Origin of the sequence: Microbacterium rhizosphaerae (genome assembly GCF_034120055.1) — a bacterium.
GTDB lineage: Bacteria > Actinomycetota > Actinomycetes > Actinomycetales > Microbacteriaceae > Microbacterium > Microbacterium rhizosphaerae.
The window spans coordinates 235,460-259,093 of record NZ_CP139368.1 but is presented as its reverse complement, the minus strand read 5'-3'; the positions used below and the strand labels follow the sequence as shown (position 1 = coordinate 259,093).

Annotated in this window: 21 protein-coding genes; 11 read left to right on the top strand and 10 right to left on the bottom strand. The window is 70.6% G+C overall.

Going from position 1 to position 23,634, the window contains the following annotated elements:
• Positions 1-11: 11 nt before the first annotated feature.
• Together SM116_RS01180 and nucS are read right to left on the bottom strand one after the other, a co-directional pair.
• Positions 12-704 (bottom strand): HAD hydrolase-like protein, encoded by a 693-nt coding sequence (locus SM116_RS01180; RefSeq protein WP_320942642.1) that lies wholly within the window; start codon positions 702-704, stop codon positions 12-14.
• Positions 685-1,368 carry an endonuclease NucS gene (nucS, locus tag SM116_RS01175; RefSeq protein WP_320942641.1) on the bottom strand — a complete coding sequence of 228 codons (684 nt, stop codon included), beginning with the start codon at positions 1,366-1,368 and terminating at the stop codon, positions 685-687. The genes SM116_RS01180 and nucS overlap by 20 nt, the downstream gene beginning before the upstream one ends.
• A 126-nt stretch (positions 1,369-1,494) precedes the next feature.
• On the opposite strand from nucS, the gene SM116_RS01170 reads away from it, so the two are divergent.
• Positions 1,495-2,310, top strand: a complete 816-nt coding sequence (locus SM116_RS01170) for an MBL fold metallo-hydrolase (RefSeq protein WP_320942640.1) — start codon at positions 1,495-1,497, stop codon at positions 2,308-2,310.
• Between the two features lie 9 nt (positions 2,311-2,319).
• Here the strand turns inward: SM116_RS01170 and SM116_RS01165 are convergent, their stop codons facing one another.
• Positions 2,320-3,561 carry an MFS transporter gene (locus tag SM116_RS01165; RefSeq protein ID WP_320942639.1) on the bottom strand — a complete coding sequence of 414 codons (1,242 nt, stop codon included), beginning with the start codon at positions 3,559-3,561 and terminating at the stop codon, positions 2,320-2,322.
• 62 nt (positions 3,562-3,623) lie between these two features.
• On the opposite strand from SM116_RS01165, the gene SM116_RS01160 reads away from it, so the two are divergent.
• From SM116_RS01160 to mnhG, 7 genes are all read left to right on the top strand, one after another.
• The gene (locus SM116_RS01160; protein WP_320942638.1) at positions 3,624-4,673 is read left to right on the top strand and encodes a LacI family DNA-binding transcriptional regulator; all 1,050 of its coding nucleotides are present in this window, start codon (positions 3,624-3,626) and stop codon (positions 4,671-4,673) included.
• A 205-nt stretch (positions 4,674-4,878) separates the two neighbouring features.
• The gene (locus SM116_RS01155; RefSeq protein WP_320942637.1) at positions 4,879-7,800 is read left to right on the top strand and encodes a Na+/H+ antiporter subunit A; all 2,922 of its coding nucleotides are present in this window, start codon (positions 4,879-4,881) and stop codon (positions 7,798-7,800) included.
• The gene (locus SM116_RS01150) at positions 7,797-8,321 is read left to right on the top strand and encodes a Na(+)/H(+) antiporter subunit C (RefSeq protein ID WP_320942636.1); all 525 of its coding nucleotides are present in this window, start codon (positions 7,797-7,799) and stop codon (positions 8,319-8,321) included. Before SM116_RS01155 ends, SM116_RS01150 begins: the two co-directional genes overlap by 4 nt.
• Complete coding sequence (locus tag SM116_RS01145) at positions 8,318-9,883, top strand: Na+/H+ antiporter subunit D (protein ID WP_320942635.1); 1,566 nt, start codon at positions 8,318-8,320, stop codon at positions 9,881-9,883. The genes SM116_RS01150 and SM116_RS01145 overlap by 4 nt, the downstream gene beginning before the upstream one ends.
• Positions 9,880-10,425, top strand: coding sequence for a Na+/H+ antiporter subunit E (locus tag SM116_RS01140; RefSeq protein WP_320942634.1), 546 nt, complete (start codon positions 9,880-9,882; stop codon positions 10,423-10,425). Before SM116_RS01145 ends, SM116_RS01140 begins: the two co-directional genes overlap by 4 nt.
• Positions 10,422-10,691 (top strand): MrpF/PhaF family protein, encoded by a 270-nt coding sequence (locus SM116_RS01135; protein WP_320942633.1) that lies wholly within the window; start codon positions 10,422-10,424, stop codon positions 10,689-10,691. Before SM116_RS01140 ends, SM116_RS01135 begins: the two co-directional genes overlap by 4 nt.
• Complete coding sequence (gene mnhG, locus SM116_RS01130) at positions 10,688-11,044, top strand: monovalent cation/H(+) antiporter subunit G (RefSeq protein ID WP_320942632.1); 357 nt, start codon at positions 10,688-10,690, stop codon at positions 11,042-11,044. The genes SM116_RS01135 and mnhG overlap by 4 nt, the downstream gene beginning before the upstream one ends.
• Before the next feature lie 175 nt (positions 11,045-11,219).
• Here the strand turns inward: mnhG and SM116_RS01125 are convergent, their stop codons facing one another.
• The 6 genes from SM116_RS01125 to argG all read right to left on the bottom strand — a co-directional run bounded on the left by SM116_RS01125 (position 11,220) and on the right by argG (position 19,874).
• The gene (locus SM116_RS01125; RefSeq protein ID WP_320942631.1) at positions 11,220-11,948 is read right to left on the bottom strand and encodes an aggregation-promoting factor C-terminal-like domain-containing protein; all 729 of its coding nucleotides are present in this window, start codon (positions 11,946-11,948) and stop codon (positions 11,220-11,222) included.
• A 311-nt stretch (positions 11,949-12,259) separates the two neighbouring features.
• A complete protein-coding gene (locus SM116_RS01120; protein WP_320942630.1) occupies positions 12,260-14,854 on the bottom strand; it encodes a penicillin acylase family protein in 2,595 nt (864 codons plus the stop codon).
• A 138-nt stretch (positions 14,855-14,992) separates the two neighbouring features.
• Entirely contained in the window at positions 14,993-16,792 is a 1,800-nt protein-coding gene (locus SM116_RS01115; RefSeq protein WP_320942629.1) for a YhgE/Pip family protein, read from the bottom strand.
• Positions 16,789-17,751, bottom strand: coding sequence for a hypothetical protein (locus SM116_RS01110; RefSeq protein WP_320942628.1), 963 nt, complete (start codon positions 17,749-17,751; stop codon positions 16,789-16,791). The genes SM116_RS01115 and SM116_RS01110 overlap by 4 nt, the downstream gene beginning before the upstream one ends.
• Positions 17,751-18,398, bottom strand: a complete 648-nt coding sequence (locus SM116_RS01105; RefSeq protein WP_320942627.1) for a TetR/AcrR family transcriptional regulator — start codon at positions 18,396-18,398, stop codon at positions 17,751-17,753. Before SM116_RS01105 ends, SM116_RS01110 begins: the two co-directional genes overlap by 1 nt.
• Positions 18,399-18,446: 48 nt before the next feature.
• Positions 18,447-19,874, bottom strand: coding sequence for an argininosuccinate synthase (argG, locus tag SM116_RS01100; protein ID WP_320942626.1), 1,428 nt, complete (start codon positions 19,872-19,874; stop codon positions 18,447-18,449).
• Positions 19,875-19,976: 102 nt separating this feature from the next.
• Here argG and SM116_RS01095 point away from each other — a divergent pair, with 102 nt between their 5' ends.
• Positions 19,977-20,366 carry a (deoxy)nucleoside triphosphate pyrophosphohydrolase gene (locus SM116_RS01095; protein WP_320942625.1) on the top strand — a complete coding sequence of 130 codons (390 nt, stop codon included), beginning with the start codon at positions 19,977-19,979 and terminating at the stop codon, positions 20,364-20,366.
• Here the strand turns inward: SM116_RS01095 and SM116_RS01090 are convergent.
• On the bottom strand, positions 20,330-21,067 hold the full coding sequence (locus tag SM116_RS01090) for a Pr6Pr family membrane protein (protein WP_320942624.1): 738 nt from the start codon (positions 21,065-21,067) through the stop codon (positions 20,330-20,332). The genes SM116_RS01095 and SM116_RS01090 overlap by 37 nt on opposite strands.
• Positions 21,068-21,146: 79 nt before the next feature.
• Between SM116_RS01090 and SM116_RS01085 the strand changes: the two genes are divergently transcribed.
• Together SM116_RS01085 and SM116_RS01080 are read left to right on the top strand one after the other, a co-directional pair.
• Positions 21,147-22,430, top strand: coding sequence for an adenylosuccinate synthase (locus SM116_RS01085; RefSeq protein WP_320942623.1), 1,284 nt, complete (start codon positions 21,147-21,149; stop codon positions 22,428-22,430).
• The gene (locus SM116_RS01080; protein WP_320942622.1) at positions 22,427-23,626 is read left to right on the top strand and encodes a lactonase family protein; all 1,200 of its coding nucleotides are present in this window, start codon (positions 22,427-22,429) and stop codon (positions 23,624-23,626) included. The genes SM116_RS01085 and SM116_RS01080 overlap by 4 nt, the downstream gene beginning before the upstream one ends.
• The last annotated feature ends 8 nt before the right edge of the window (positions 23,627-23,634 follow it).

The following is a 23,634-nucleotide window of genomic DNA, read 5'->3' as shown; positions in this document are numbered from 1 at the left end:
TTCAGAATGGCTCAGCCGCGAACAAGCAGAAGATCGCGGAGCTGGTCGACGTCGTCGACCGCGGCCTGGGCGCCGTCCGCCTCGTACGGCCAGCTGAAGCCCCACCGCACGAAGATGACCGGCACGTCGTTCTGCGCGCCGCCGTCGACATCGTGGTGGCGGTCGCCGATCAGCACCGGTCGCGTCGTGTCCACGCCCGCTGCGGCGAGACGTCGCAGGGCCTCTCGCACGATGTCGGCTTTCGCGCCGAGGGTCCGCTCATCGGGGCTCGCACCGGTGATCGTGACGAAGTAGTCTTCGAGCCCGAAGTGGTCCATCAGCGCGACGACCTGGTTCTCGGGCTTCGAGCTCGCCGTCGCCTGCGGGATGCCGCACGCGTGCAGCTCGGCGATGAGTTCGCCGACGCCCGGGTACACCCGCGCGCCGATCGTGTAGCCCTCGGCCTTGCTCAGGCCCCGGTAGTACGCGACGGCCTCCGCCGCCTGATCGGGCGACAGGCCGACGTTCTGCTGGAACGACTCGAACATCGGCGGCCCGATCCAGTGCGCGAGCTCCTCGCGCTTCGCAGCAGGCAGGCCGAAGTGCTCGAGCGTGATCGCGAGCCGTCGGAGGATCGCATCCGATCCGTCCACGATCGTCCCGTCGACATCCCACAGGATGCACGTCCACGGGGAGCGGGCGGAGTCAGAAGAGTCGGGGTGCACCGGATTCGATCCCCTTCATCTCGTCGTAGTCGAGGGTCACGCAGCGGATGCCGCGGTCCGCGGCGAGGACCTTCGCCTGCGGCTTGATCTCCTGTGCCGCGAAGACGCCGGTCACGGGGGCCAGGTGCGGGTCGCGGCCGAGCAGCTCGAGGTAGCGGGTCAGCTGCTCGACGCCGTCGATGTCGCCGCGGCGCTTGACTTCGACGGCGATCGTGCCGCCGGCCGGATCGCGCAGCAGCAGGTCCACCGGGCCGATCGCGGTCGGGAACTCGCGGCGCACGAGGGTCAACCCGTCGCCGATGACGCCGACCTGCTCGGCGAGCAGGCGCTGCAGGTCGGCCTCGACGCCGTCCTTCTGCAGGCCGGGGTCGATCCCGAGCTCGTGCAGCGAATCGTGGAGGACCTCATGGATGCGCACCACCAGCGCATCGCCCGACTTGGCGTGCGTCACGCGCCACTGTTCGATGACGCCCTCGCCCGTCGGGTCCTCGACGGTGAACGTGCAGGGCGGACTCATCCAGTTGAGCGGCTTGTACGACCCGCCGTCGGAGTGCACGAGCAGGCTGCCGTCGCCCTTGTGCACGAGCAGGCGTGTCGCCAGCGGCAGGTGGGCGTTCAGGCGCCCGGAGTAGTCCACCGAGCAGCGGGCGATGACAAGGCGCACCGTTCGAGCCTAGCCGGGGCAGGGAGGGCGTCAGCCCGGCGCGACATCGAGCGCTCGTGTTTGACTGTGCTTGCCTCGCGCGGGGCGGGTGCCGGCCGATGGGCGTCCGGCAGGAGAGGGGATGCGGTGTCCTTCTGGATCTGTGCCACGTGTGCCGTCGAGCACGAGCAGCGCGTGGAGGTGTGCGCGATCTGCGCGGATCCACGGCAGTGGGTCCCGGCCGAGGGCCAGCGGTGGACGACTCTCGAGGAGATGCGGACGGCGGGCTACCGGACGGAGGTGGCCGAGATCGAGCCCGACCTCTGGGGGATCACCAGCCGCCCGGGGGCGGGCATCGGGCAGCAGGCGAAGCTGCTGCGAACGGATGCCGGTTCCCTGCTGTTCGATCCGATCGGCTACCTCGACGATGCGGCCGTCGCCGCGATCCGCGAGCTCGGACCGGTGGCGGCGATCATGGCGAGCCATCCGCACATGTACGGCGCGCAGGTCGAGTGGAGCCGCGCGCTCGGCGGGGTGCCGGTGCTCATCGCCGAGAGGGACAGGGAGTGGGTCGCGCGGACCGATCCCGCGATGCGCTTCTGGACCGACGACATCGAGCTGTTCCCCGGCGTGACGCTGACGCAGCCCGGTGGGCACTTCCCCGGGAGCTCCGTCGTGCACTGGGCGGCGGGAGCCGACGGGAAGGGCGTGCTGCTGTCGAGCGACACGATCTTCGCGAACCCCGACCGCACCTCGGTGAGCTTCATGTGGAGCTACCCCAACCGCATCCCGCTGTCGGGGGCCGTCGTGGAGCGGGTCGCAGCCCACGTCGAGCGCTTCGCGTTCGATCGGCTCTACGGCAACTTCGCGAACGTCATCCCGGCGGACGCCCGCGCGGTCGTGCGGCGCTCGGCCGATCGGCACATCGCGTGGGTCCACGGGGACTTCGACGATGTGACCTGACGCCGAGGCTCAGGCCTCGTTGTGCGCGCGGCCCGCGCCGACCGTCGAGCCCGCGATGGGCTTGGCGGCTCCGGAGGCGAAGCCGGACAGGGCGATCAGGCCCACGAGGATCCACAGGGTGTTGAGCAGACCGATCTGGTGACTGATCCAGCCCAGGATCGGCGGGCCGCACAGGAACGCGATGTAGCCGATCGTGGCGGCGGCGCTGACGGATGCGGCGGCCTTGGTCGGATCGTCGGCCGCGGCCGACATCCCGAGCGGGAAGCCGAGGGAGGCGCCGACGCCCCACAGCGCGACGCCGATCAGCGCGATCGGCAGCGTGGGCGCCAGGATGAACACGATCAGCCCGATACCCGCGGCGACGGCGAGGATGCGGAGAGTCCACACGCGCCCGAACCGGTCGACGAGCGGACCGCCGAGCGCGCGGACCGCCGTCATGGCGACCGAGAAGACGGTGAGTGCGATGGCGCCCTGAGCGACGGTGCCGCCATGGCCGTCCACGACGGCGAGCGGCAGCCAGTCGTTCGCGCCGCCCTCGGCGAACGCCATCCCGAGCATGATCGCCCCGATCGCGTACGTGCGCGGATCGCGCCACACGGCGAGGATCGCGGCGAACTTCTCCCGCCGGGTCGGCCCGGCCTCGCCGGGGACCGGGTCTTCGACCGCCTCGCGCCGCGGGACGAACGCGACCGCCACGAGGCCGCCCACGACCACGACCACGCCCATGATCCACAGGTGCGGCGCGATGCCCACGCTCCAGAAGGTCATCGCGACGCCGATGCCGGCGCCGGCGACGGTGCCAAGGCTGAACAGCGCATGGAACAGCGGCATGATCGTGCGATCGCTCGCCCGCTCGATCGCGGCGCCCTCGACGTTCATCATGACGTCGGTGGCGCCCATCCCGAGTCCCATGAGGGCGAGTCCGACGCCCGTCAGCGCGTAGGACGTGAACGTCTGCGCGCCGAGGCCGACGAGCAGGATGCCGCCGGCGAAGATCGCGAGCCCGACCAGGAGCCCTCGGCGGGCTCCCCAGCGCGCGAGGAGCACATTGGCGAGCGACAGGCCGAGGATCGAGGCGGCGCCGGAGGCGAACAGCAGGATGCCGAGCTGGAAGTCGTCGATGCCGAGGTTCGCCTTGGCGGTCGGGACACGCGACGCCCACGTCGCGAAGCCCAGGCCGGTGGCGAAGAAGATCGCGAACACGGCGGTGCGCCAGCGCACGAGTTGCACGCGAGTGAGCGGGGTGTCCATCGGAACAGCATATCGAATCGATTCGACACAGCGGAACCCCGGCGCGTTAGCATCGGAGGACCATGAGTTCTCGCAGAGCCACGATCGCAGACGTCGCCCGGGAGGCGGGGGTGTCGGTGTCCACCGCATCCGTCGTCTTCAGCGGCAAGACGCCCGTGTCGGACGCCACCCGGAGTCGGGTGCTCGTCGCAGCCGCGACCCTCGGCTACACCGGACCCGATCCGCGCGCCGCCTCGCTGCGCCGCGGCCGCTCGGGGATCGTCGGCGTCGTCTTCCAGGACCACCTCAGCCGGGTGTTCCTCGACCCGGTCGTGACCCACATGATGGACGGTCTCGCGGATGCCGTCGCGCCGCTCGGCGCCGGCCTCCTCCTGCTCCGCGACGACGAGACGCCGGAGGGCGCCTCATCAGACCCCTCCCTCACGACGGCGCCGATCGACGCGGCCGTCCTGATCGGCTGCAGCGGGCGGATGCGCGACCAGCTCGCCGTGCTCGAGGCCCGCGGCATCCCCGTGGTCGTCATCGAGGGGGATGCGGGTCCCCATGTGCCGCGCATCGACCTCGACAACCACGAGGCCCAGCGGGCGGTGGCGCAGCACGTGCGTGGCCTGGGGCACACCGACGTCGTGCTGCTGACACTGCCCGCGGACGCGGTGCGGACGTTCGGCTGGATCCGAGAGGACCGGGAGATCACGACCGACGTGACGCGCGTGCGCCTGGGCGGCGCGCGCGAGGTCTTCCCCGATGCGCCTGCGTTCGCCGCCGAGAGCAGCTCCATCGATCAGGGACTCGCGGCGGGACGCGCGATCCTCGCCGCAGGCCGGCCGACCGCGGTGATCGCCCAGAGCGATCTGCTCGCTGCGGGCATGATCCGCGCGGCCGAGGAGGCCGGGCTGCGCGTGCCCGAGGACCTCTCGGTCACAGGGTTCGACGGCGTGGTCGTCGACGGCCTCGAACCCTACGAGCTCACGACGGTGGTGCAGCCCGCGACCGACAAGGGACGCGCGGCGGGCGAGGCGGTGGCCGCACGCCTCGACGGACGGGATGCGGCGTCCTTCCGGTTCACGTGCACCTTCCGCGCCGGAAACACCACGGCACCTCCCCGCCTGTAGCCGCTCGTCTCGCGCGAACCCACACACGATTCCCCAACCCACAGGCGATGGGCGGCCATCGGCTGTGGGTTCGGGAGATCAGTGTGGGCTCGCGGGTCGGGGGAGGTGAGGGCGAAGGAGGCGGAAGCGCCGCCGATAGACTGGGCCGACCCGAATCGCCCGTGCCGGAGGAATCCTCCGGCCGACGACTCCGAGGAGGTCGCCCATGCTGGCTCTCCTCGGTGCGTTCGCGGTGGTCCCGCTGGCGCTGCCGTGGCTGGTCGGCCGGATCGGGGCCCGCACGTTCTACATCGGGGCGGCGCTCGCGGCCGCCGCCTTCGTGCAGGCTGCGCTTCAGGCGCCGGCCGTGGTCTCGGGCGGGATCGTGACGGAGTCCTACGACTGGATCCCGAGCCTCGGCATCGTCCTGTCGATGCGCATGGACACCCTGGGGTGGATCATGGCGCTCATCGTCACGGGCGTCGGGGCGCTCGTCATGCTCTACTGCCGCTGGTACTTCCGCGGCAAGCGCGAGGGCCTCGGGCAGTTCTCCGCCGTCCTCCTCGCCTTCGCCGGGGCGATGTACGGGCTCGTGCTGACCGACGACATCGTCGTGCTCGTGATGTTCTGGGAGATCACGAGCATCCTGTCGTACCTCCTGATCGGGTACGCGCACCGCCGCGGCGGGAGCAGGCGGGCGGCGCTGCAGGCCCTGCTGGTGACGACGGTCGGCGGTCTCGTGATGTTCGTCGGCGTCGTGCTGCTCGTGGTGATGGCCGGCACCAGCAGCATGTCGGAGATCCTCGCGCACCCGCCGACCGGTGCGCTCGCGGATGCCGCGCTGGTCATGGTCCTCGTCGGCGCGCTGAGCAAGTCGGCCATCTTCCCCTTCCACTTCTGGCTGCCCGGGGCCATGGCCGCGCCCACACCGGTGAGCGCGTATCTCCACGCGGCGGCGATGGTGAAGGCGGGCATCTACCTCATCGCGCGCTTCGCTCCGGCGTTCGCGTTCGCCGCACCCTGGCGACCGATCGTCATCGGTCTCGGGGTCTTCACGATGCTGCTCGGCGGCTTCCAGGCCCTCCGGGAGACGGACCTCAAGCGCATCCTCGCGTTCGGCACGGTGAGCCAGCTCGGGCTCCTCACCGTCGTCCTCGGCTACGGCACCCGCAACGCCGCGCTCGCCGGCATGGCCCTTCTCATCGGCCATGCCCTGTTCAAGTCGAGCCTCTTCCTCGTCGTGGGCGTCATCGACCGCCAGCTCGGCACGCGCGACGTCGGCGAGCTCAGCGGCGTGGGCCGTCAGGCGCCGACTCTCGCCGTCTTCTCGATGATCGCGGTGGCCTCGATGATCGGCATCCCGCCGACGATCGGCTTCGTGGCGAAGGAGGGGTCGCTCTCCGCACTTCTCTTCGAGGCGTCGCACGGCGAGGTGTGGGGGCTCGTCGCCCTGATCGGCATCGCCCTCGGATCGGTGCTGACGACGGCGTACGGCATCCGGTTCGTGTGGGGCGCCTTCTGGACCAAGAAGAGCAGCGCCCGCCGCCCCATGCCGAAGACGGAATGGCCCGATCCCCCCATCGGATTCCTGTCCGCCCCCATCCTGCTCGCAGCCCTCACGGCCGTCGCGGGCATCGCCTCGCCCGTCCTCGACACGGTGCTCGCCGGCTACGCCGACACCCTGCCTCCGTCGAGTCCCGGAGTGCCCGCACCCCCCGATGCGCACCTCGCGCCGTGGCACGGCATCGAGCCCGCGCTGTGGATCTCGCTGGCCTCGATCGCGGTGGGCGCGGTCGTGTTCTGGCTGACCGTCCGCACGCGGTGGGATGCACGCCGGCGCCTGCTGCCCTTCACCGCGGCGGACGCGTACAACGCGACCCTGCGCGGCATCGCGCGGGTGTCCGTCTCGGTCACGAGCTTCACCCAGACCGGTTCGCTCCCCGTGTACGTCGGCACGATCTTCATCGTCTTCGTCGCCGCCGAGGGGACCGCCCTGCTGGCCGGGAGCGGATGGCGGGCTCAGCTGGATGCGTGGCACACCCCGGCCCAGCTGCTCGTGGCCCCGCTCATGATCGCGGCCGGGCTCGTCGCCGTCCGGGCACGCAAGCGTTACACGGGTGTCGTCCTCGTCTCGGTCACGGGGCTCGGCATGGTCGTGCTGTTCGCGACGAGCGGCGCCCCCGACCTCGCGCTCACGCAGGTGCTCGTCGAGACCGTCACGATGGTGGCCTTCGCGCTGGTGCTGCGACGCATCCCGTCCCGTCTCGGCGAGCACAATGCATCCGTCAAGCCGATCGCGAGAGGCGTGATCGGCGCAGCCGTCGGGCTCACGATGGCCGCGGTCGCCCTCGTCGCGACCGGAGCGAGGGTCTACAAGCCGATCTCCGAGCGCTTCCCCGACCTCGCGTACGACCTCGGCCACGGCAAGAACGTCGTCAACGTCGCCCTGGTCGACCTGCGCGGGTGGGACACGATGGGCGAGCTGTCGGTGCTCGTCCTGGCGGCGACGGGCGTCGCATCCCTCGTCTTCGTCACGGACCGTGCCGACCGGCTGTCGAGCCTGTCCGCCCTGCCGGTGCGCAGCCGACGCCCGATGGTCGAGACGTCGGAGGGCGTCCGGCCGCGCTCGTCGAAGACGACGGGCTGGCAGGCGTGGCTCGTCGGCGGACAGCGTGTGCGCACCGAGAACCGGTCGCTCATGGTCGAGGTGATCGTGCGGATCCTCTTCCACTCGATCATCGTCGTGTCGCTGTTCCTGCTCTTCGCCGGCCACAACGCACCCGGAGGCGGCTTCGCCGGCGGGCTCGTCGCCGGCATGGCGCTCGTCATGCGGTACATCGGCGGCGGGCGCTACGAACTCGGCGCGGCGGCGCCGGCGGATGCCGGGCGCCTGCTCGGGGTCGGGATGACGCTGGCGGTGGCCTGTGCGGTCGTGCCCCTGCTCTTCGGCGCCGACCCGCTCACGAGCGCGTTCTTCGAGGCGACGATCCCGGTCATCGGCCACATCGAATTCGTCACCTCGACGATCTTCGACATCGGCGTGTACCTCGTCGTCGTCGGGCTCGTCCTGGACGTGCTGCGCAGCCTCGGCGCGGAGGTCGACCGGCAGCTGCAAGGACAGCGGCGAGAGGGGGTGCCGCTGCCGTGAGCGTCTCGGGCATCCTCATCGTCATCATGGCCGTGCTCTTCGCGTGCGGCGTCTACGCCATGCTCGAGCGCAGCCTCACCCGGGTTCTGATCGGCTTCCTGCTGCTGGGCAATGCCGTGAATCTGCTGCTCCTCATCGTCATGGGATACCCCGGCCAGGCGCCGTTCCACGGTGCGGAGGGCAGGGTGTCCGACCCGCTGCCGCAGGCGCTCATGCTCACCGCGATCGTGATCACGTTCGCCGTCTCGGCCTTCCTGCTCGCCCTGATCTACCGCTCGTGGCAGCTCGGCCGCGCCGACATCGTGCCGGACGACGAAGCCGATATCGAGGTGCGCCAGCGCGGAGAGGCGGTCGAGGACGCGCTCGACGACGAGGTCGAGCTCGAGGAGGCCGACGAGGACGAGACGACCGACTTCATCGGGACCCCGACGACACCGCTGCGCGTGCTGCACCACCGCGACATCGCCGACATCCGCGACGACGCGCCGACGGACGAGAGGGACGGGGGCGGCCCGCGATGAGCGCGCTCGTGCCCCTGCTCGTGACGCTGCCCCTCCTCGGGGCGGCGATCGCCCTGATCGCCGGCCGCCATCGGCGCACGCAGATCGTCGTGTCGATCGCGACCCTCACGTGCGTGCTCGTGATCTCCGCGGTGCTCCTCGCGGCGGTCGGCGTGCGGGGCGAGCCCATCGCGGTCTCCGTGGGCGGCTGGCCGATCCCGTTCGGCATCGTGCTCTACGTCGACGGGCTCGCGGCCCTGCTCGTGCTGGTGTCCAGCATCGTGCTGCTCGCGGTGCTGCTGTACTCCGTCGGCCAGGGGGCGGCGGACGGGGATGACGACACCCCGGTGTCCATCTTCCACCCGACGTACCTGGTGCTCGCGGCGGGCATCTTCAACGCCTTCATCGCCGGGGACCTGTTCAACCTCTTCGTCGGGTTCGAGATCCTGCTCGTCGCGTCGTACGTGCTCATCACCCTCGGCGGGACGTCGGGCCGCATCCGCGCGGGCATCGTCTACATCGTCGTCTCGCTCGTGTCGTCTGTGCTGTTCCTCGCGTCGATCGCGATGGTCTACGCGGCCCTCGGCACTGTGAACATGGTGCAGGTCTCGCAGCGCATGAGCGAGCTGCCGCAGCAGACGCAGCTCGTTCTGCACGTCATGCTGCTCCTGGCCTTCAGCATCAAGGCCGCGGTCTTCCCGTTGTCGTTCTGGCTGCCGGACTCGTACCCGACGGCGCCGGCGCCGGTGACCGCGGTGTTCGCCGGGTTGCTGACCAAGGTCGGCGTGTACGCGATCATCCGCACCGAGACCGAGCTGTTCCGCGACAACGACGTCAACACGCTGCTGCTGATCGTCGCTCTGCTGACGATGATCGTCGGGGTGCTCGGGGCCGTGGCGCAGGCCGAGATGAAGCGCATCCTGTCGTTCACGCTCGTGAGCCACATCGGCTACATGGTCTTCGGCATCGCGATCGCCACCCCGGCGGCGCTCGGTGCGACGACGTACTACATCGTCCACCACATCGTCGTGCAGACGACGCTGTTCCTCGCGGTGGGCCTCATCGAGCGCAGAGCCGGGTCGACGTCCATCCTCAAGGTCAAGGGCCTCATGCGGGCTGCCCCCGTCATCGCCGTGCTGTACTTCATCCCCGCGGTGAACCTGGGCGGCCTGCCGCCCTTCTCCGGGTTCATCGGCAAGTTCGCGCTGTTCGACGCGGCCGCCCAGGTCGGCACCCCGCTCATGATGGTGCTCATCGTCGGGGGCATCGTGACGTCGCTGCTCACGCTGTACGCCCTGATGCGTGCGTGGAACCTGTCCTTCTGGCGCGAGAGCGACGAGGACCTCGCCGAGCCGGAGACCGAGGCGCGCGTCGCGTACCTCGGCGACGCGCCGGAGGCCCTCGTGCAGACCGAGCGCCGCGCCATCCCGCGCATCATGACGGGTGCGACCGTCGGCATGGTCGCCGCCACCGTCGCCCTCACGGTCTTCGCGGGACCGCTGTACGACGTCTGCAACCGCATCGGCGCCGAGATCCTCCAGCCCGTCGGTCTCGTCCAGCTCGGGCAGGAGGCGGCGAAGTGAGCCCCGGGGTGTCGGTCGCCCGGCGCGCGTGGCGCCAGCTGCCGTTCTTCGTCTGGCTCGTCGCCCTGTGGATGCTGCTGTGGGGGCAGTTCACCGTGCTCGCCTTCGTCACGGGCGTCGTCGTCGCGGTGTTCGTCACCCGCGTCTTCCGTCTCCCCGCGGTCGAGCTCTCGGGCCGGCTCAACCTCTGGTTCGGCCTCGTGTTCGTCGTGACCTTCGTCGGCGCCCTCGTGCGCGGATCGCTCACCGTCGCCTGGCAGGTCATGAATCCCTGGCGCTATCCCGGCACCGCGGTGATCGCGGTACAGCTGCGCACCGACGACGACCTCATCATGACCCACGTCGGGGTGACCGCATCCCTCATTCCCGGATCGCTCATCATCGAGGCCGACCGGGACCGGCGGATCCTGTACCTGCACGTCGTCGGCGTCTCGTCCGACCTGGATGTCGAGCGTCAGCGCGAGAGCGTGCTGCGCTGGGAGCGCCGGATCGTCATGGCGCTGGGGTCGAGGGCGCAGGTCGAGGCGGTGAGGTCGGCATGAACCCGGTGCTCATGGTGATCTACGTCGTCTTCGCCGTCGCCGCGCTGCTCACCCTGTGGCGGATCGTCGTCGGGCCGTCGATCCTCGACCGGGCCGTCGCATCCGACGTGCTGCTCACCGAGGTGATGTGCGTGCTCGGCGCCGACATGGCGATCAACCACCACGTCACCACGCTGCCCGTGCTGCTGATCATCGCGGCCGTCGGCGTGTTCGGCTCCATCGCGATCGCGCGGTACGTCGCGCGCAGGGACAAGGGGGAGGGATGAACGCGATCCTGGATGCGGTGTCCCTGGCCCTCGTGCTCGCCGGTGCTCTGCTGTGCCTCTCCGCCGCGGTGGGCCTCCTGCGCTTCCGCGATGTGCCGACGCGCCTGCACGCGGCGACCAAGCCGCAGGTGCTCGGCTTCCTGCTCATCTGCGTGGCGATCGCGCTGTCGCTGCGGTCGTGGCCGGTGGTCGCGTTCCTCGTCGCTGTGGTGCTGATCCAGCTCGCGACGGCACCCCTCGCGGCCCACATGATCGGCCGGCAAGCGTACCGCAACGGCACGATCGACGAGCCGTCGCTCTACGTCGACGAGCTCGCCCAGTCGCGGGAGACGCCGCCGGCCGCGGGCGGCTGAGTTCGGCTCCCGCGGTCGGCGCCGCAGCGCCCGGGCCGGGCGTGCACAACCGCGGGTGGGCCGGGCGTGCACAACCGCGGGTCTACCTTGCGACACGCGGGCGGCGGATGGGTGCGCCCGGCGTGTCGCGTGGACGACCCGCGGTTGTGTACCCCGACGACGGGAACGTGTCGGATCAGTACCAGTTGACGGCCCGCGAGTGGGCCCAGGCCGCACACGGCGAGCCGTACGACCCCTTGATATACGACAGGCCCCAGGCGATCTGCGTGGCGGCGTTGGTCTGCCAGTCGGCGCCGGCCGCGGCCATCTTCGAGCCGGGAAGGGCCTGCGGGATGCCGGTCGCCCCGCCGCCCTTGTTGTAGGCCTTGTAGTTCCAGCCCGACTCCTTCTGCCAGAGCGACTGGAGGCAGGAGAACTGTCCGTCGCCCCAGCCGTAGCGGCTGGCCGCCATGGAGCGGGCGACGGCGCGAGCGCCGTCGGGCGTGTTCGCCTGAGCGAGAGCGGCGGCGGCCGCGGCCGCCTGGGCCGCCGCCTGCGCAGCGGCCGCTTCGCGCGCCTGGGTGTCGGCGAGCTCCTGCGAGATGCGGGCGGTGTTGGTGCGGACGAGGTCGGTCAGGGCGTCGACGGTCGCGGCCGGGAGCCCTTCGGAATCGTCGAGCATGGCCGTCTGACGGTCGAGGGAGCTGGTGTCGACCTTGCCGGCGGCGCGCTCGGAGGTGGCGCGCGCGGTCACGGCGAAGAAGGCGGCCGAGTGGTCGACGCTGCGCTCGACGGACAGGGATCCGGAGGCGATGAGCTCGTCGGCGGCGGCGGCGCTCGTGGCGACGCCGAGGGGGATGGCGACCGCCGCGATGACGGCGATGGCGGGGATGGCGAACTTGTGGATGCGTGTGGGGACGCGCATGAAACTCCAATTGTCGGGCTGTCCTGCGTGTCCGCACGCCGGCCTGTCTCCAGGCGCGGCGGCAACGGGCGCACGCGTCAGCACGCGTCACCCGGGCAGGCGTGTCGCCTCGGACGGTGGGAGAGAGAACGCGTGAGCGATCGCTGGATGCTGAGTCACCTTGCCGCTCACGAGCGGCCGTGCCGAGGCATCCGTCGCACGCATTCGGGTGCGGGCGACGAACTCGGACCACCGTAGGCGGCGAGTCTGGACGGTTCGTCCAAGACCCCTGGCAAGCCCATCCACGCCGGTGCCGGCGTCGACGGGCTGGGTCAGCCCTTCGGGGTCAGCGTGAGGGAGTGCGTCGCGGCAGCCCGGACGGCCTTCGGGGAGAACGCCCACGGCGACAGACGGACGTGCTTCCAGTCGTCCGTCTGGTCGAAGTAGTTCTCGTGGAACGCGTGTCCGCTCTCGCCCGTGAGGTTGTTCCACTGGGATTCGTCGAAGCCCGACAGGTCGACGATCATCCGCATCGACGGCACGGTCACGGTCTGAAATCCCTTGCCGAGCACCCAGCCCGTCGCATCCACGACCGACGATCCTCCGCTCACCGGGAACGGACCGCGGTTGAACAGCCACTCGATCGGCGCGATGCCGGAGGTCCCGAAAGTGGCGTTCGTGAGGGTCAGCGCGTGCAGGTCGCCCCAGCTCCACTTCGAGGGGGTGTCGCCCTGCAGCTTCGCGAGGCGGTGGTAGGCGTCCACCGCGGCCTTCTGCAGCATCTCGCGCTCGCCCGAGACGCCGATGCGGTCGTTGGTCCACCACGACGAGGTCGGCTCGCCGAGCAGCTTGTCGACGACGAGGAACAGGCGGCCCTGCCCGTCGAGGGAGACGGGATGTGCGCGCGCGGTGAACAGGTCTTTCACGAGCTCGTCCCACAGCACGTTGGCGTAGGCGGCCGCGGATGAGTCCGCATCGTCGCGGGCGTCCCATGTCTTCAGGAGGGAGAGGGCGGATGCGGCGCCCTTGTCGTCGACGGTGATGTCGGAGTAGGCGGCGATGAGCCGCATGCCCATCCAGAACGACGTGTCGGCCTGGATGCCGTTCATGTCGGCCGCGGTGAGCTTGCGCTGCGACGACAGCCGGTCGATCAGCTCGGTGATCTGCGCCGCGCGCCAGCCGTAGTCCCAGTCCTTCGTGAGGAAGTACGGGTAGTCCGGGCCGACGATCGGGTTGTTGGCTGTGACGATGTAGCCCTCGGGTGGGTTGTACGACACCGGCAGCTTGTCGAAGGGGATGTACCCCTTCCAGTCGTAGGCCGAGTCCCACCCGGGCTGCGGCATCCATCCGTCTCCCGCCCCGCGGATGGGCAGGCGGCCGGGCGTCTGGTAGCCGATGTCGCCCGCGGTGTCGGCGTAGATGAGGTTCTGCGCGGGAACGTCGAAGAGGGATGCCGCGTGCCGGAAGCCGGCGAAGTCCTGCGCTGCGTTCAGGGCGAAGATCGCCTGGGCCGTCGTGCCGGGCTGCAGTGCGGTCCACTGCAGGCTCACCGCGGTGACGCCCTCGGGAGCGCCCTGCGGTGTCGTGACCTCGCCGGTGCTGGAGCCGGTGTGCGGGGCGGCCGCGATGCCCCGGAAGTCGCCGCTGAACGACACGATCGGGCCGTGCACGGTGGAGCGGATCGTGAGCTTGACGTCGTGGCCGCCGGCGACCTTGATCGTCTCGGTCCGCACCTGCAGGGGGACCAGCTGGCCGTCTCGCCAGTACTTGTCGCCCTGCACCTTCTCGATGTAGAGGTCGGTGACATCGGTCGTGAGGTTCGTGAAGCCCCACGCGATCTTGGCGTTGTGGCCGATGATGACGCCGGGAAGCCCCGAGAAGCTGAAGCCGCCGACATCGAACGGGCAGTCCGCCGTGATGGTCGCACAGGTCAGGTTCACCTGGTACCACACGCTCGGCATCGCCGCGCCCAGGTGCGGGTCGTTCGAGAGCAGCGGCTTGCCCGACGCGGTGAGCGCCCCGGACACGACCCACGAGTTCGAGCCGATGCCCTCGCCTGCACCCCCCAGCAGCGCGCCCGCCGCCTCGACGACGCTGTTCACGCTCTTCCACTGGATGGATGCGGCGGTCGACACGGCGGCCGCCGCCGGTGCGGGCGCCTTGGTGCTGATCGTCGGCACGATCACCGGGTTCTTGTCGTACGGGTAGTCCGGGTACAGCTCGTGGATCTTGGCCGTGTCGTAGTTCGCGGCCAAGGTGGCGCGCTCGGTCTCGGCCTCGATGTTGTCGCGGAGGTCCCAGGCCATCGCCTTCAGCCACGCGACCGAGTCTGCGGGCGTCCACTTCTCGATGGTGTAGCCGGGGTTCTGCAGGCCCAGCACCGCGTATTCGAGGGATGCCGCGGACCCCTCATGATCGGACAGGTACGCGTTCACCCCGTCGGCGTAGGCCTGGTAGTAGGCGCGGGTGGCGGCATCCATCCTGTCCACCTCCTGCTGGGCGATGCGATGCCAGCCGAGCGTGCGGAGGAACTCGTCGGTCGGCAGCTGGGATATGCCGAAGAGCTCCGAGAGCCGGCCGCTCGTGACGTGACGGCGGAAGTCCATCTCCCAGAAGCGATCCTGCGCGTGCACGTAGCCCTGCGCGAAGAACAGGTCGTGCGAATCGTCGGCGGTGATGGTCGGGATGCCGCGGTCGTCGCGCAGCACGCTCACTTTCGAATGGAGGCCCGCAGACGCGATCGTTCCGTCGAGCTGGGGGAACGACCGCTGCACGACCCAGAGCCCGACGCCCGCGGCGACCAGCGCGATCGCCACGACGCCGGCGACGATGCCGAAGAGAGTGATCCCGATGGTGCGGCCGACGCGGCGCTTCGGCGTGGTCTCGGCATGGACGGCAGCGATGGACGCCGTGTCGGTCTTCGTCATCGAGGGGTCTCCCGGCATGGAACTCGGTGTCAGGGCGGCCGGGACTCGGGTGTCCGCGGCCGCCCTCCGAATCGTAGCCTGGGCTCTCGCCTCCGCCGAGCCCCGTTCGGGATTCGTGCGGGTCAGGCCTTTCGGGGTTCAGCCGATGAGGCTCGGCTGGAGGTCGCGCAGTGTGCGCCCGCGGATCATCCGCCGCACGCCGATCATCGACAGCACGAGCGCTCCGACGAGCCACGCCGCGAGCACGAGCAGGTCGCCGCCGGCGCGCGCGAGGTCTCCGCCGTACATCAGCTGGCGCATCGCATCCACCACGTATCCCATCGGAAGCACGTGGTGCAGGCTCGCGAGCGGCCCGGGCAGAGTCTGCCACGGGAAGGTGCCGCCCGCCGTCACGAGCTGCATCACCATGAGGACGAGCCCGAGGAACTGGCCGACGGAACCGAGCCACACGTTCAGCGCCAGGATGATCGACGCGTAGACGAAGGAGGCCACGACCATCACGCCGAGCGTGCCGAGCGGATGCGCGAACCCGAAGCCGAGCGCCACGGCCAGCACGCCGAAGAGGGCGATCATCTGGATGCCGCCGAGCACCGCCGGGGTCAGCCAGCCGGCGAGGGTGATCTTGACGGGACGGTGGAGCGCCGTCACAGCGCGGCGCGAGATCGGCTTGACGATGAGGAACAGCGCGTAGATGCCGATCCATCCCGCCAGGGCCGCGAAGAAGGGCGCCAGTCCGGAGCCGTAGTTCGAGGCGGATGCGAGCTTGCCCGACGAGACGTCGACCGGATCGGCGATCGTCTTCGCCTGCGCGGCGCGCAACGCCGCCGACGAGTCGGGGATCTTCGCGACGCCGTCCTTCAGGCCGTCGCGCAGCCGGTCGGCGCCCGTTGTGAGGGTGCCGAGCCCGTACGTCAGTGCGGAGGCGCCACTCGCGAGCTGGGCGGACCCGGATGCCGCGGCATCCGCCCCCGACGCCACCTGTGCGGCGCCGGACGCGACCTGGTTCGCGCCGGCCGACAACTGGTCGACCTTGCCGACCGCGCCCTGCACGGTCGTGTTGCCCGCGCGCACCTTGTCGCCGAGCACATCGAGCTTCGCGACCACCGCATCGATCTGCGCCTGGTCGAGCCCCTGCTTCTGCAGCTCGGCGATGATGTCGGTGCGGGCATGGGGCAGCGCGTTCGCGATGTCCTGCGAGGCGGCGCCGGCGCGGTCGGCGTAGCCGGCGAGCGTGCGGTTGCCCGCTGCGACCTGGGCTGCGCCGTCCGCGACCTGATGGGCACCTTGCGCGAGGGTCGCGGTACCGCTCGCCAATTGCGAAGCGCCGTTCGAGAGCTGCTGGGCACCGTCGTGCGCGCTCGCGGCGCCGTCGGCGAGGGCGGATGCGCCGTCGACTGCGGTGACGAGGTTCGCGCGGATGTCCGAGATCGCGGTCAGCAGCCGCGTGGCGGCCTCCTGTCCGACGAGCTGAGCGACCGAACGCCGGATCTTCTCGACGGCCTGCGTGCCGATCGTCGAGGCGAGGTAGTTGTTGGCGTCGTTCGTCTCCAGCAGAATTCTCGCCTGATGCGGGGTGTCGCCCGAGACCGAGGTGAGAGCGGCCGAGAAGTCCTTCGGCAGCGTGACCGTGAAGTCGACCGAGCCGTCCTGCAGGGCCGCCGTGGCAGCCTTCGCCGACATCATCTGCCAGTCGAACGCCCCGCCGTGGACGAGCTCCTTCGCGACCTGGTCGCCGTAGTTCGTGTCGCCGACGCCCTCGTCCGCGACGACGAGCCCGACGGGCACGTCGGACAGGCGCGCGTACGGGTCCTGGTTGGCCCACAAGTAGAGCCCGCCGTAGAGGACGGGCACCAGCATCAGCGCGATCAGCGCGATCACCGACATGCGGGTCGACGTCAGACGGCGCAGCTCCGCTGCGATCATCGCGGGGACCTTCATCGCTGGTCCTCGCCTTCTTCGGGTCCGCTGCCCGGGTGTTCCGCTTCGGTCCCCGAGCGTGTCGAGGGGTCGGTCCCCGAGCCTGTCGAGGGGTCGGTCCCTGCGGTCACGGGGTGTTCGGGTTCGCTCGTTCGGGATTCAGTCTCTTCGGTGATCACCGCGGACGATTCCCGGCGTGTCGCACATTCGGCGCCCTCGGCGGACTGAATCCCGAACAGGTCGGAAGGATGATGCTGGGGCCCCTCGACAGGCTCGGGGACCGGTGCGGGCTCGGACCCCTCGACAGGCTCGGGGACCGGTGCGGGCTCGGGCCCCTCGACAGGCTCGGGCCCCTCGACAGGCTCGGGGACCGGTGCCGGCTGGGGGGTCGCCGCGGGCGACGACAGGCGGAGAAGGGATGCCGCGGCCTCTCCCGCGATCACGAGCACGGCCATGCCGCGGGCGGCGATGTCGTCGGCGAGCTGCATCCACTCGACCGGGTCGCCGCCATGGCGATCGGGCGAGACGAGGACGATCCCCTCGACGCCCGCGCGGAGCGCGGTCAGCTCCAGCAGGAGCGCGATGCGCTCGCGGGCCGGCACGTCGCCGATCGGCACACGGGCGAGGTCGCCGAAGCCCGCGGCATCCAGCCATCGCCGCACGGCGATCGGAGTGGCGGTGCGGCCGGCGAACATGAGCTCCTCGGCCGTGACGCCCGCGACGGTGACATCGGGAGCCGGGTCGCTGACCGCGGGGGCGTCGACCAGGGCGACCCTTCGCCGGAGGGTCGCGGCGTCCTCCCGTCCATCGATGAGGACGTGCCCCGTCGCCGAGCGCATGCGGCCCGAGGCGATGAGGCCGAGCACCGTCGGCCGCTGCTCGGTCTCGGCGACCGCGACGACAGCCTCGCCGGAGGAGTACGCGAGCGAGGTCGTCGGAAGGGCGAGGCCTTTCGAGACCTCCTGCAGCTCAACGCGCATCAGGCGGCCGCTTCCGCGCGGGCGGGTCCGTCGAAGAGATCGGGATGCGCCGCCACCAGCGCGCTCGACTCGGTCCACGAGAGTCCCGCGATCCCGAGCACGGCCTTGACCGCGACCGGCCCGGATTCGGGCGAGGATGCGTCGAGGTGCGAGACCACCGAGCGCGCGGTCTCCTCGATGAGGCGCGCGGTCGTCGCGGCGGGGAGGTCGTCGCGGAGGGTGCCGTCATCCTGTCCGCGACACACGATGGCGAGGAGGACCCGGCGGAGCGGTGCGAGGATGTCGGCGGTCTCGTGGACGTGCGCGTCGTCGAGCGCGATCGCCGCGGCGACCTGCACCATCGCGGCCTCGCGCCACAGCCTGGCCGTCAGGCGGGCGAGCGCGAGCGGGGCCTCGGGGTCGGCGATGCCGAGCGCGATGGCGTTGAAGCGCGGTGCGCCGCCGGCGAGGATCTCGCGGATGATCGCATCCCGATCCTCGAAGTGGCCGTAGACGGCGCGGCGCGTGAGGCCGGCGCCGCGGGCGATGACGTCGAGGGATGCGCGGGGGTCGAGCGCGAGGGCGGCGGTGGCCGCGGCGATGATGCCGGCTCGGTTCTCGAGGGCATCTCGGCGGGGACGGCGCGCAGACGGAGGGGTGCTGTTCACCCCTCCACTATAACTTGCACACGACTGTGCAAGTTAATTCCGTCTGAGTCAGTCGGTGCCGGTGTCGAAGGCCGCGGATTCCGATGCCTCTTCGACCGCCTCGGCGAGGGCCGAGGCATCCTCGCCCTCGGTGATCTCCGACGATGCGCCCTTCTCCAGGCGACCCACCAGCGCGCCGGTGGCGCCGCCGATGAGGCCGAGGCCCGCGTACTGCTCCAGGCGCGCGCGCGAGTCGGCGATGTCGAGGTTGCGCATCGTGAGCTGCCCGATGCGGTCGGTCGGGCCGAAGGCCGCATCGCCGACGCGCTCCATCGAGAGCTTCTCGGGGTGGTACGAGAGGCCCGGACCGCTCGTGTCGAGGATCGAGTAGTCCTCGCCCCGGCGCAGGCGCAGGGTCACCGAGCCGGAGATCGCGGAGCCGACCCACTTCTGGATCGACTCGCGCAGCATCAGCGACTGCGGCTCGAGCCAGCGGCCCTCGTACATCAGGCGGCCGAGACGGCGGCCCTGCTCGTGATAGGTCGCGAGGGTGTCCTCGTTCAGGATGCCGTTGAGCAGTCGCTCGTACGCGATGAACAGCAGTGCCATCGCGGGAGCCTCGTAGATGCCGCGGCTCTTCGCCTCGATGATCCGGTTCTCGATCTGGTCGCTCATGCCGAGGCCGTGGCGTCCGCCGATGGCGTTGGCCTCGCGCACGAGCTCGACCGGATCCGCGAACTCGACGCCGTTGATCGCGACCGGGCGGCCGGACTCGAACGTGACGGTCACATCCTCGGTCGCGATCTCGACGCTCGGGTCCCAGAAGCGCACGCCCATTATCGGGTCGACGGTCTCGAGCGAGACGTCGAGGTGCTCGAGGGTCTTGGCCTCGTGCGTCGCCCCCCAGATGTTCGCGTCGGTGGAGTAGGCCTTCTCCGCGGAGTCGCGGTACGGGAAGCCGTGCGCGACGAGCCACTCGCTCATCTCCTGGCGGCCGCCGAGCTCGGTCACGAAGTCGGCATCCAGCCAGGGCTTGTAGACGCGCAGCGCGGGATTGGCGAGCAGGCCGTAGCGGTAGAACCGCTCGATGTCGTTGCCCTTGTACGTCGAGCCGTCTCCCCAGATGTCCACGCCGTCGTCCTTCATGGCGCGCACGAGCAGTGTGCCGGTGACGGCGCGTCCCAGCGGCGTCGTGTTGAAGTAGGTGCGGCCGCCGCTGCGGATGTGGAACGCGCCGCACGACAGGGCGACGAAGCCCTCCTCGACGAGTGCCGTCTTGCAGTCGACGAGTCGCGAGGCCTCCGCCCCGTACTGCAGTGCGCGGTCGGGGATCGACGCGATGTCGTCCTCGTCGTACTGGCCGAGATCGCCGGTGTAGGTGTACGGCACGGCGCCCTTGTCGCGCATCCAGGCGACCGCGACCGAGGTGTCGAGACCCCCCGAGAAGGCGATGCCGACGCGCTCGCCGATGGGCAGGGACTGGAGGACCTTCGACATGCCGACAGTCTATTTGCGCGGGACGTGCCCCGATGGCGGGCCCTGTCACACTCCCGCGGCAGCCTTCGGCCCGCGACCGGCGCGCGGGCTACGGTGGACCCCGTGGGGCAGATCGAGGTGGTCGGCGCGGTGCTCGTCGACGACGGACGTGTCCTGGCCGCGCGGCGCGGGCCGCAGATGGACCTGCCCGGGATGTGGGAGTTCCCCGGCGGCAAGGTCGAAGCGGGCGAGACGCCCCAGGAGGCGCTCCGCCGCGAGCTCATCGAGGAGCTGCGGTGCACCGTCGAGGTCGGCGACCACGTCGAGTCGACGACCCACGGTCACGTGGTCCTGACGACCTACTTCTGCCGGCTCGTCGACGGCATGCCGGAGCCGACCGAGCACTCGGAGCTCCGGTGGGTCCCGCCGCACGAGCTGGGCGACCTGGAGTGGGCGCCCGCCGACCTCCCCGCGGTTCAGCTGCTGGCGAGGGCCGGACTGCCGACGGACTGATCGTCCGGGGATGCTGCGCGACCGCGCCGCCGGCTCACCCAGACCACACCGGCCGCGACCACGCCGAGCGCCACGGCGATGCCGACGACATAAGGCCAGACCGAGGGATAGCCGCCCAGGTGCGGGTTCAGGAACGGATACGGGTACCACCAGTGCTCGCCCGTCACGGGGTTGACGACGAGCTCGCCGCGGATCAGCGTGTACGCCACCCAGGCGAGCGGGAAGATCAGCACGACGCCGATCGCCCCCCAGCCGAGGCATCGGCGTCGCGGGCCGAGGAACACGTCGAGCAGCAGGAACAGCGGCCCGACGACGTGCAGGATCTCATTCGACCACCACACGGTCGTCCCCTGCGGGAGCGCAATGCCCCGCAGCAGAAGGTTGTACACGATTCCCGTGACGATCATGTAGGTCGAGACCGACGCGAGGGCGAGGCCGAGACCGCGCGGCTCGGGACCGGCATCCTTCGCCCGAGTCCAGAACCAGACCGCCGCCCAGGCCAGCACGATGCACGCGCCGCAGTTGGACAGGACCGTGAAGAAGCTGAAGAAGTTGACGATGACGGTGGCCACGTCCTGGTGCTTCTCGAGCGCCCCGCTGAACGTCTTCGCCGCCTGGGCGGCGACTCCGATGAGGATGAGCAGGGCGCCTGCCATACGGGCGATCGTCCACGCCCGCGCCCACGCCGTGGTCTGCAGCATGCGCTCACCCTATCGAGGAGGGCGCCGACCTCCTCGATAGGATGGGGTGCAACCCGACCTGAGACACCCGGAGGGCTTCATGCCAGGAATCGTGATCATCGGAGTCCAGTGGGGGGACGAGGGGAAAGGCAAGGCCACCGACCTCCTCGGCGACCGCACCGACTGGGTGGTCAAGTTCAACGGCGGCAACAACGCAGGGCACACGGTCGTCATCGGTGACGAGAAGTACGCCCTGCACCTGCTGCCGAGCGGCATCCTGACCCCCGGAGTCAACCCGGTGATCGGCAACGGCGTCGTCGTCGACCTCGAGGTGCTCTTCAACGAGCTCGAGGCGCTGAACGCCCGCGGCCTCGACACGTCGCGCTTGCGGATCAGCGCCAACGCGCACATCATCACGCAGTACCACCGGACACTCGACAAGGTGACCGAACGCTTCCTCGGCAAGCGGCAGATCGGCACGACCGGGCGCGGCATCGGCCCGGCCTACGCGGACAAGATCAACCGCGTCGGTATCCGGGTGCAGGACCTCTTCGACGAGAACATCCTTCGGCAGAAGGTCGAGGGTGCCCTCGATCAGAAGAACCACATGCTCGTGAAGGTCTTCAACCGCCGCGCGATCACGTGCGACGAGATCGTCGACGACCTCCTGTCGTACACCGAGCGCCTCGCGCCGATGGTCGCCGACACGTCGCTGCTGCTCAACGACGCGCTCGACGCCGGAGAGGTCGTCGTCTTCGAGGGCGGACAGGCCACGATGCTGGACGTCGACCACGGCACGTACCCCTTCGTGACGTCCTCGTCCGCGACCGCGGGCGGCGCTGCCACCGGCTCCGGCGTGGGTCCGAACCGCCTCGACCGCATCGTGGGCATCGTCAAGGCCTACACGACGCGCGTCGGCTCCGGCCCGTTCCCGACGGAGCTGTTCGACGAGAGCGGCGACTGGCTGCGCTCGCGGGGCTTCGAGTTCGGCACGACGACCGGCCGACCCCGTCGCGTCGGCTGGTACGACGCTCCGGTCACGCGCTACGCCACGCGGATCAACGGCATCACCGACCTCGTGCTCACGAAGCTCGACATCCTGACGGGGCTCGACCGCATCCCGGTGTGCGTCGCGTACGACGTCGACGGCGTGCGCTTCGACGAGATGCCGGTCAACCAGACCGACTTCCACCACGCGAAGCCGATCTACGAGTACCTGCCCGGTTGGAAGGCCGACATCTCGGGCGCCCGCACCTTCGACGAGCTGCCGGTCGAGGCGCAGGAGTACATCCTCGCCCTCGAGGCGATGAGCGGCACCCGCATCTCGGTCGTCGGCGTCGGCCCTGCGCGCGACGAAGTCGTCGTGCGCCACGATCTCGTATGAGGTTCCTGACGGGCGGCTACACCGCCGACATGGACGGAGCGGGCTCCGGAATCGGGATGCTGTTCGCCGGCGCTCCGGATGACGCCCTGGCGGGCGGACCCCTCGGCTTCGCCGGCACGGTCGCGACGGCCGATTCGCCGTCGTGGGTGGCGCGACATCCGTCGCTCGACGTCGTCTACGCGTCGCTCGAGGGCACGGGGGCGGTGCAGGGCTTCCGCCGGACCGGCGAGCAGAGCTTCGTCGCGCTGGGCGAGCCGGTTCCGACCGGCCGGCTGAACTGCCACGTCGTCGTGTCTCCGGATGCGTCGTACCTCGTCGCGGCGTGCTGGGGCGACGGACGCGTGGTCCGTGTGGGTCTGGATGCCGCGGGCCGGCCGGGCGCGGCATCCATCGCTCCCGCCGCTGTCGATCCCTACGGTCCCGACGCGCCGCCGAGGGATGCGGACGGCACGGACGGCGGCATCGACCTCGCCGCCGCGGCCCGCGCTCTGCGCGAGGTCGCGGGCGAATACGCGTACCTGATCCCGGGCGGCGACGGTGAGGAGGAGGCGGCGCAGGCGCTGACGCATGCCGAGGCCGAGCCGCAGGACGCCGACGCGCGCGTCTCGCGGGCGCACGAGGCGATGTTCCTGCCCGGCGGGCTCGTGGTCACGACCGACCTCGGTTACGACCTCGTCCGGTTCTGGCGTGCGACGCCCGAGGGGCTCCGCCCCGTGCAGCAGGTCGTTCTGCCGAAGGGCAGCGGCCCGCGGCACATGGTGCGCCACCCCAGCGGCCACGTGTACGTCATCACCGAGCTGTCGCACGAGGTGTTCGTCCTCGGCGCCTCGCGCGAGGGCGTCTGGAGCGTCGTGGGCGGCACGTCCATCGCGCCCGGGGTCCTGCCGACCGACACGGGCGCCGAGCTCGCGCTGTCGCACGACGCCGCGTTCCTGTACGCCGGAGTGCGCGGCACGAACACGATCGGAACGCTGCGCGTGCGCGGCTCGGGCGAATCGCTCGAACCTGTCGCACTCGTCGAGGCCGGGGTGGATTGGCCGCGCCACCACCTCGTGGTGCGCGACACCCTGCTCGTCGCGGGTCAGAAGTCGGACGACGTCGCCTCGCTCACCCTCGATACGCGCACCGGGGTCCCGGGCAAGGTGCGGCACCGGACTGCTGTCCCGTCGCCGACCTGCCTCGTCGCCCTGCCGTGACCCGGCGA

Excerpts from the sequence above, each read along its gene's own strand:
- argG (WP_320942626.1), bottom strand. The coding sequence starts at position 19,874 with ATGTCGAAGGTCCTCCAGTCCCTGCCCATCGGCGAGCGCGTCGGCATC.
- SM116_RS01090 (WP_320942624.1), bottom strand. The coding sequence starts at position 21,067 with ATGCTGCAGACCACGGCGTGGGCGCGGGCGTGGACGATCGCCCGTATG.
- SM116_RS01160 (WP_320942638.1), top strand. The coding sequence starts at position 3,624 with ATGAGTTCTCGCAGAGCCACGATCGCAGACGTCGCCCGGGAGGCGGGG.
- mnhG (WP_320942632.1), top strand. The coding sequence starts at position 10,688 with ATGAACGCGATCCTGGATGCGGTGTCCCTGGCCCTCGTGCTCGCCGGT.
- SM116_RS01115 (WP_320942629.1), bottom strand. The coding sequence starts at position 16,792 with ATGAAGGTCCCCGCGATGATCGCAGCGGAGCTGCGCCGTCTGACGTCG.
- SM116_RS01125 (WP_320942631.1), bottom strand. The coding sequence starts at position 11,948 with ATGCGCGTCCCCACACGCATCCACAAGTTCGCCATCCCCGCCATCGCC.
- SM116_RS01120 (WP_320942630.1), bottom strand. The coding sequence starts at position 14,854 with ATGACGAAGACCGACACGGCGTCCATCGCTGCCGTCCATGCCGAGACC.
- SM116_RS01145 (WP_320942635.1), top strand. The coding sequence starts at position 8,318 with ATGAGCGCGCTCGTGCCCCTGCTCGTGACGCTGCCCCTCCTCGGGGCG.
- SM116_RS01085 (WP_320942623.1), top strand. The coding sequence starts at position 21,147 with ATGCCAGGAATCGTGATCATCGGAGTCCAGTGGGGGGACGAGGGGAAA.
- SM116_RS01155 (WP_320942637.1), top strand. The coding sequence starts at position 4,879 with ATGCTGGCTCTCCTCGGTGCGTTCGCGGTGGTCCCGCTGGCGCTGCCG.
- SM116_RS01080 (WP_320942622.1), top strand. The coding sequence starts at position 22,427 with ATGAGGTTCCTGACGGGCGGCTACACCGCCGACATGGACGGAGCGGGC.
- SM116_RS01135 (WP_320942633.1), top strand. The coding sequence starts at position 10,422 with ATGAACCCGGTGCTCATGGTGATCTACGTCGTCTTCGCCGTCGCCGCG.
- SM116_RS01165 (WP_320942639.1), bottom strand. The coding sequence starts at position 3,561 with ATGGACACCCCGCTCACTCGCGTGCAACTCGTGCGCTGGCGCACCGCC.
- SM116_RS01110 (WP_320942628.1), bottom strand. The coding sequence starts at position 17,751 with ATGCGCGTTGAGCTGCAGGAGGTCTCGAAAGGCCTCGCCCTTCCGACG.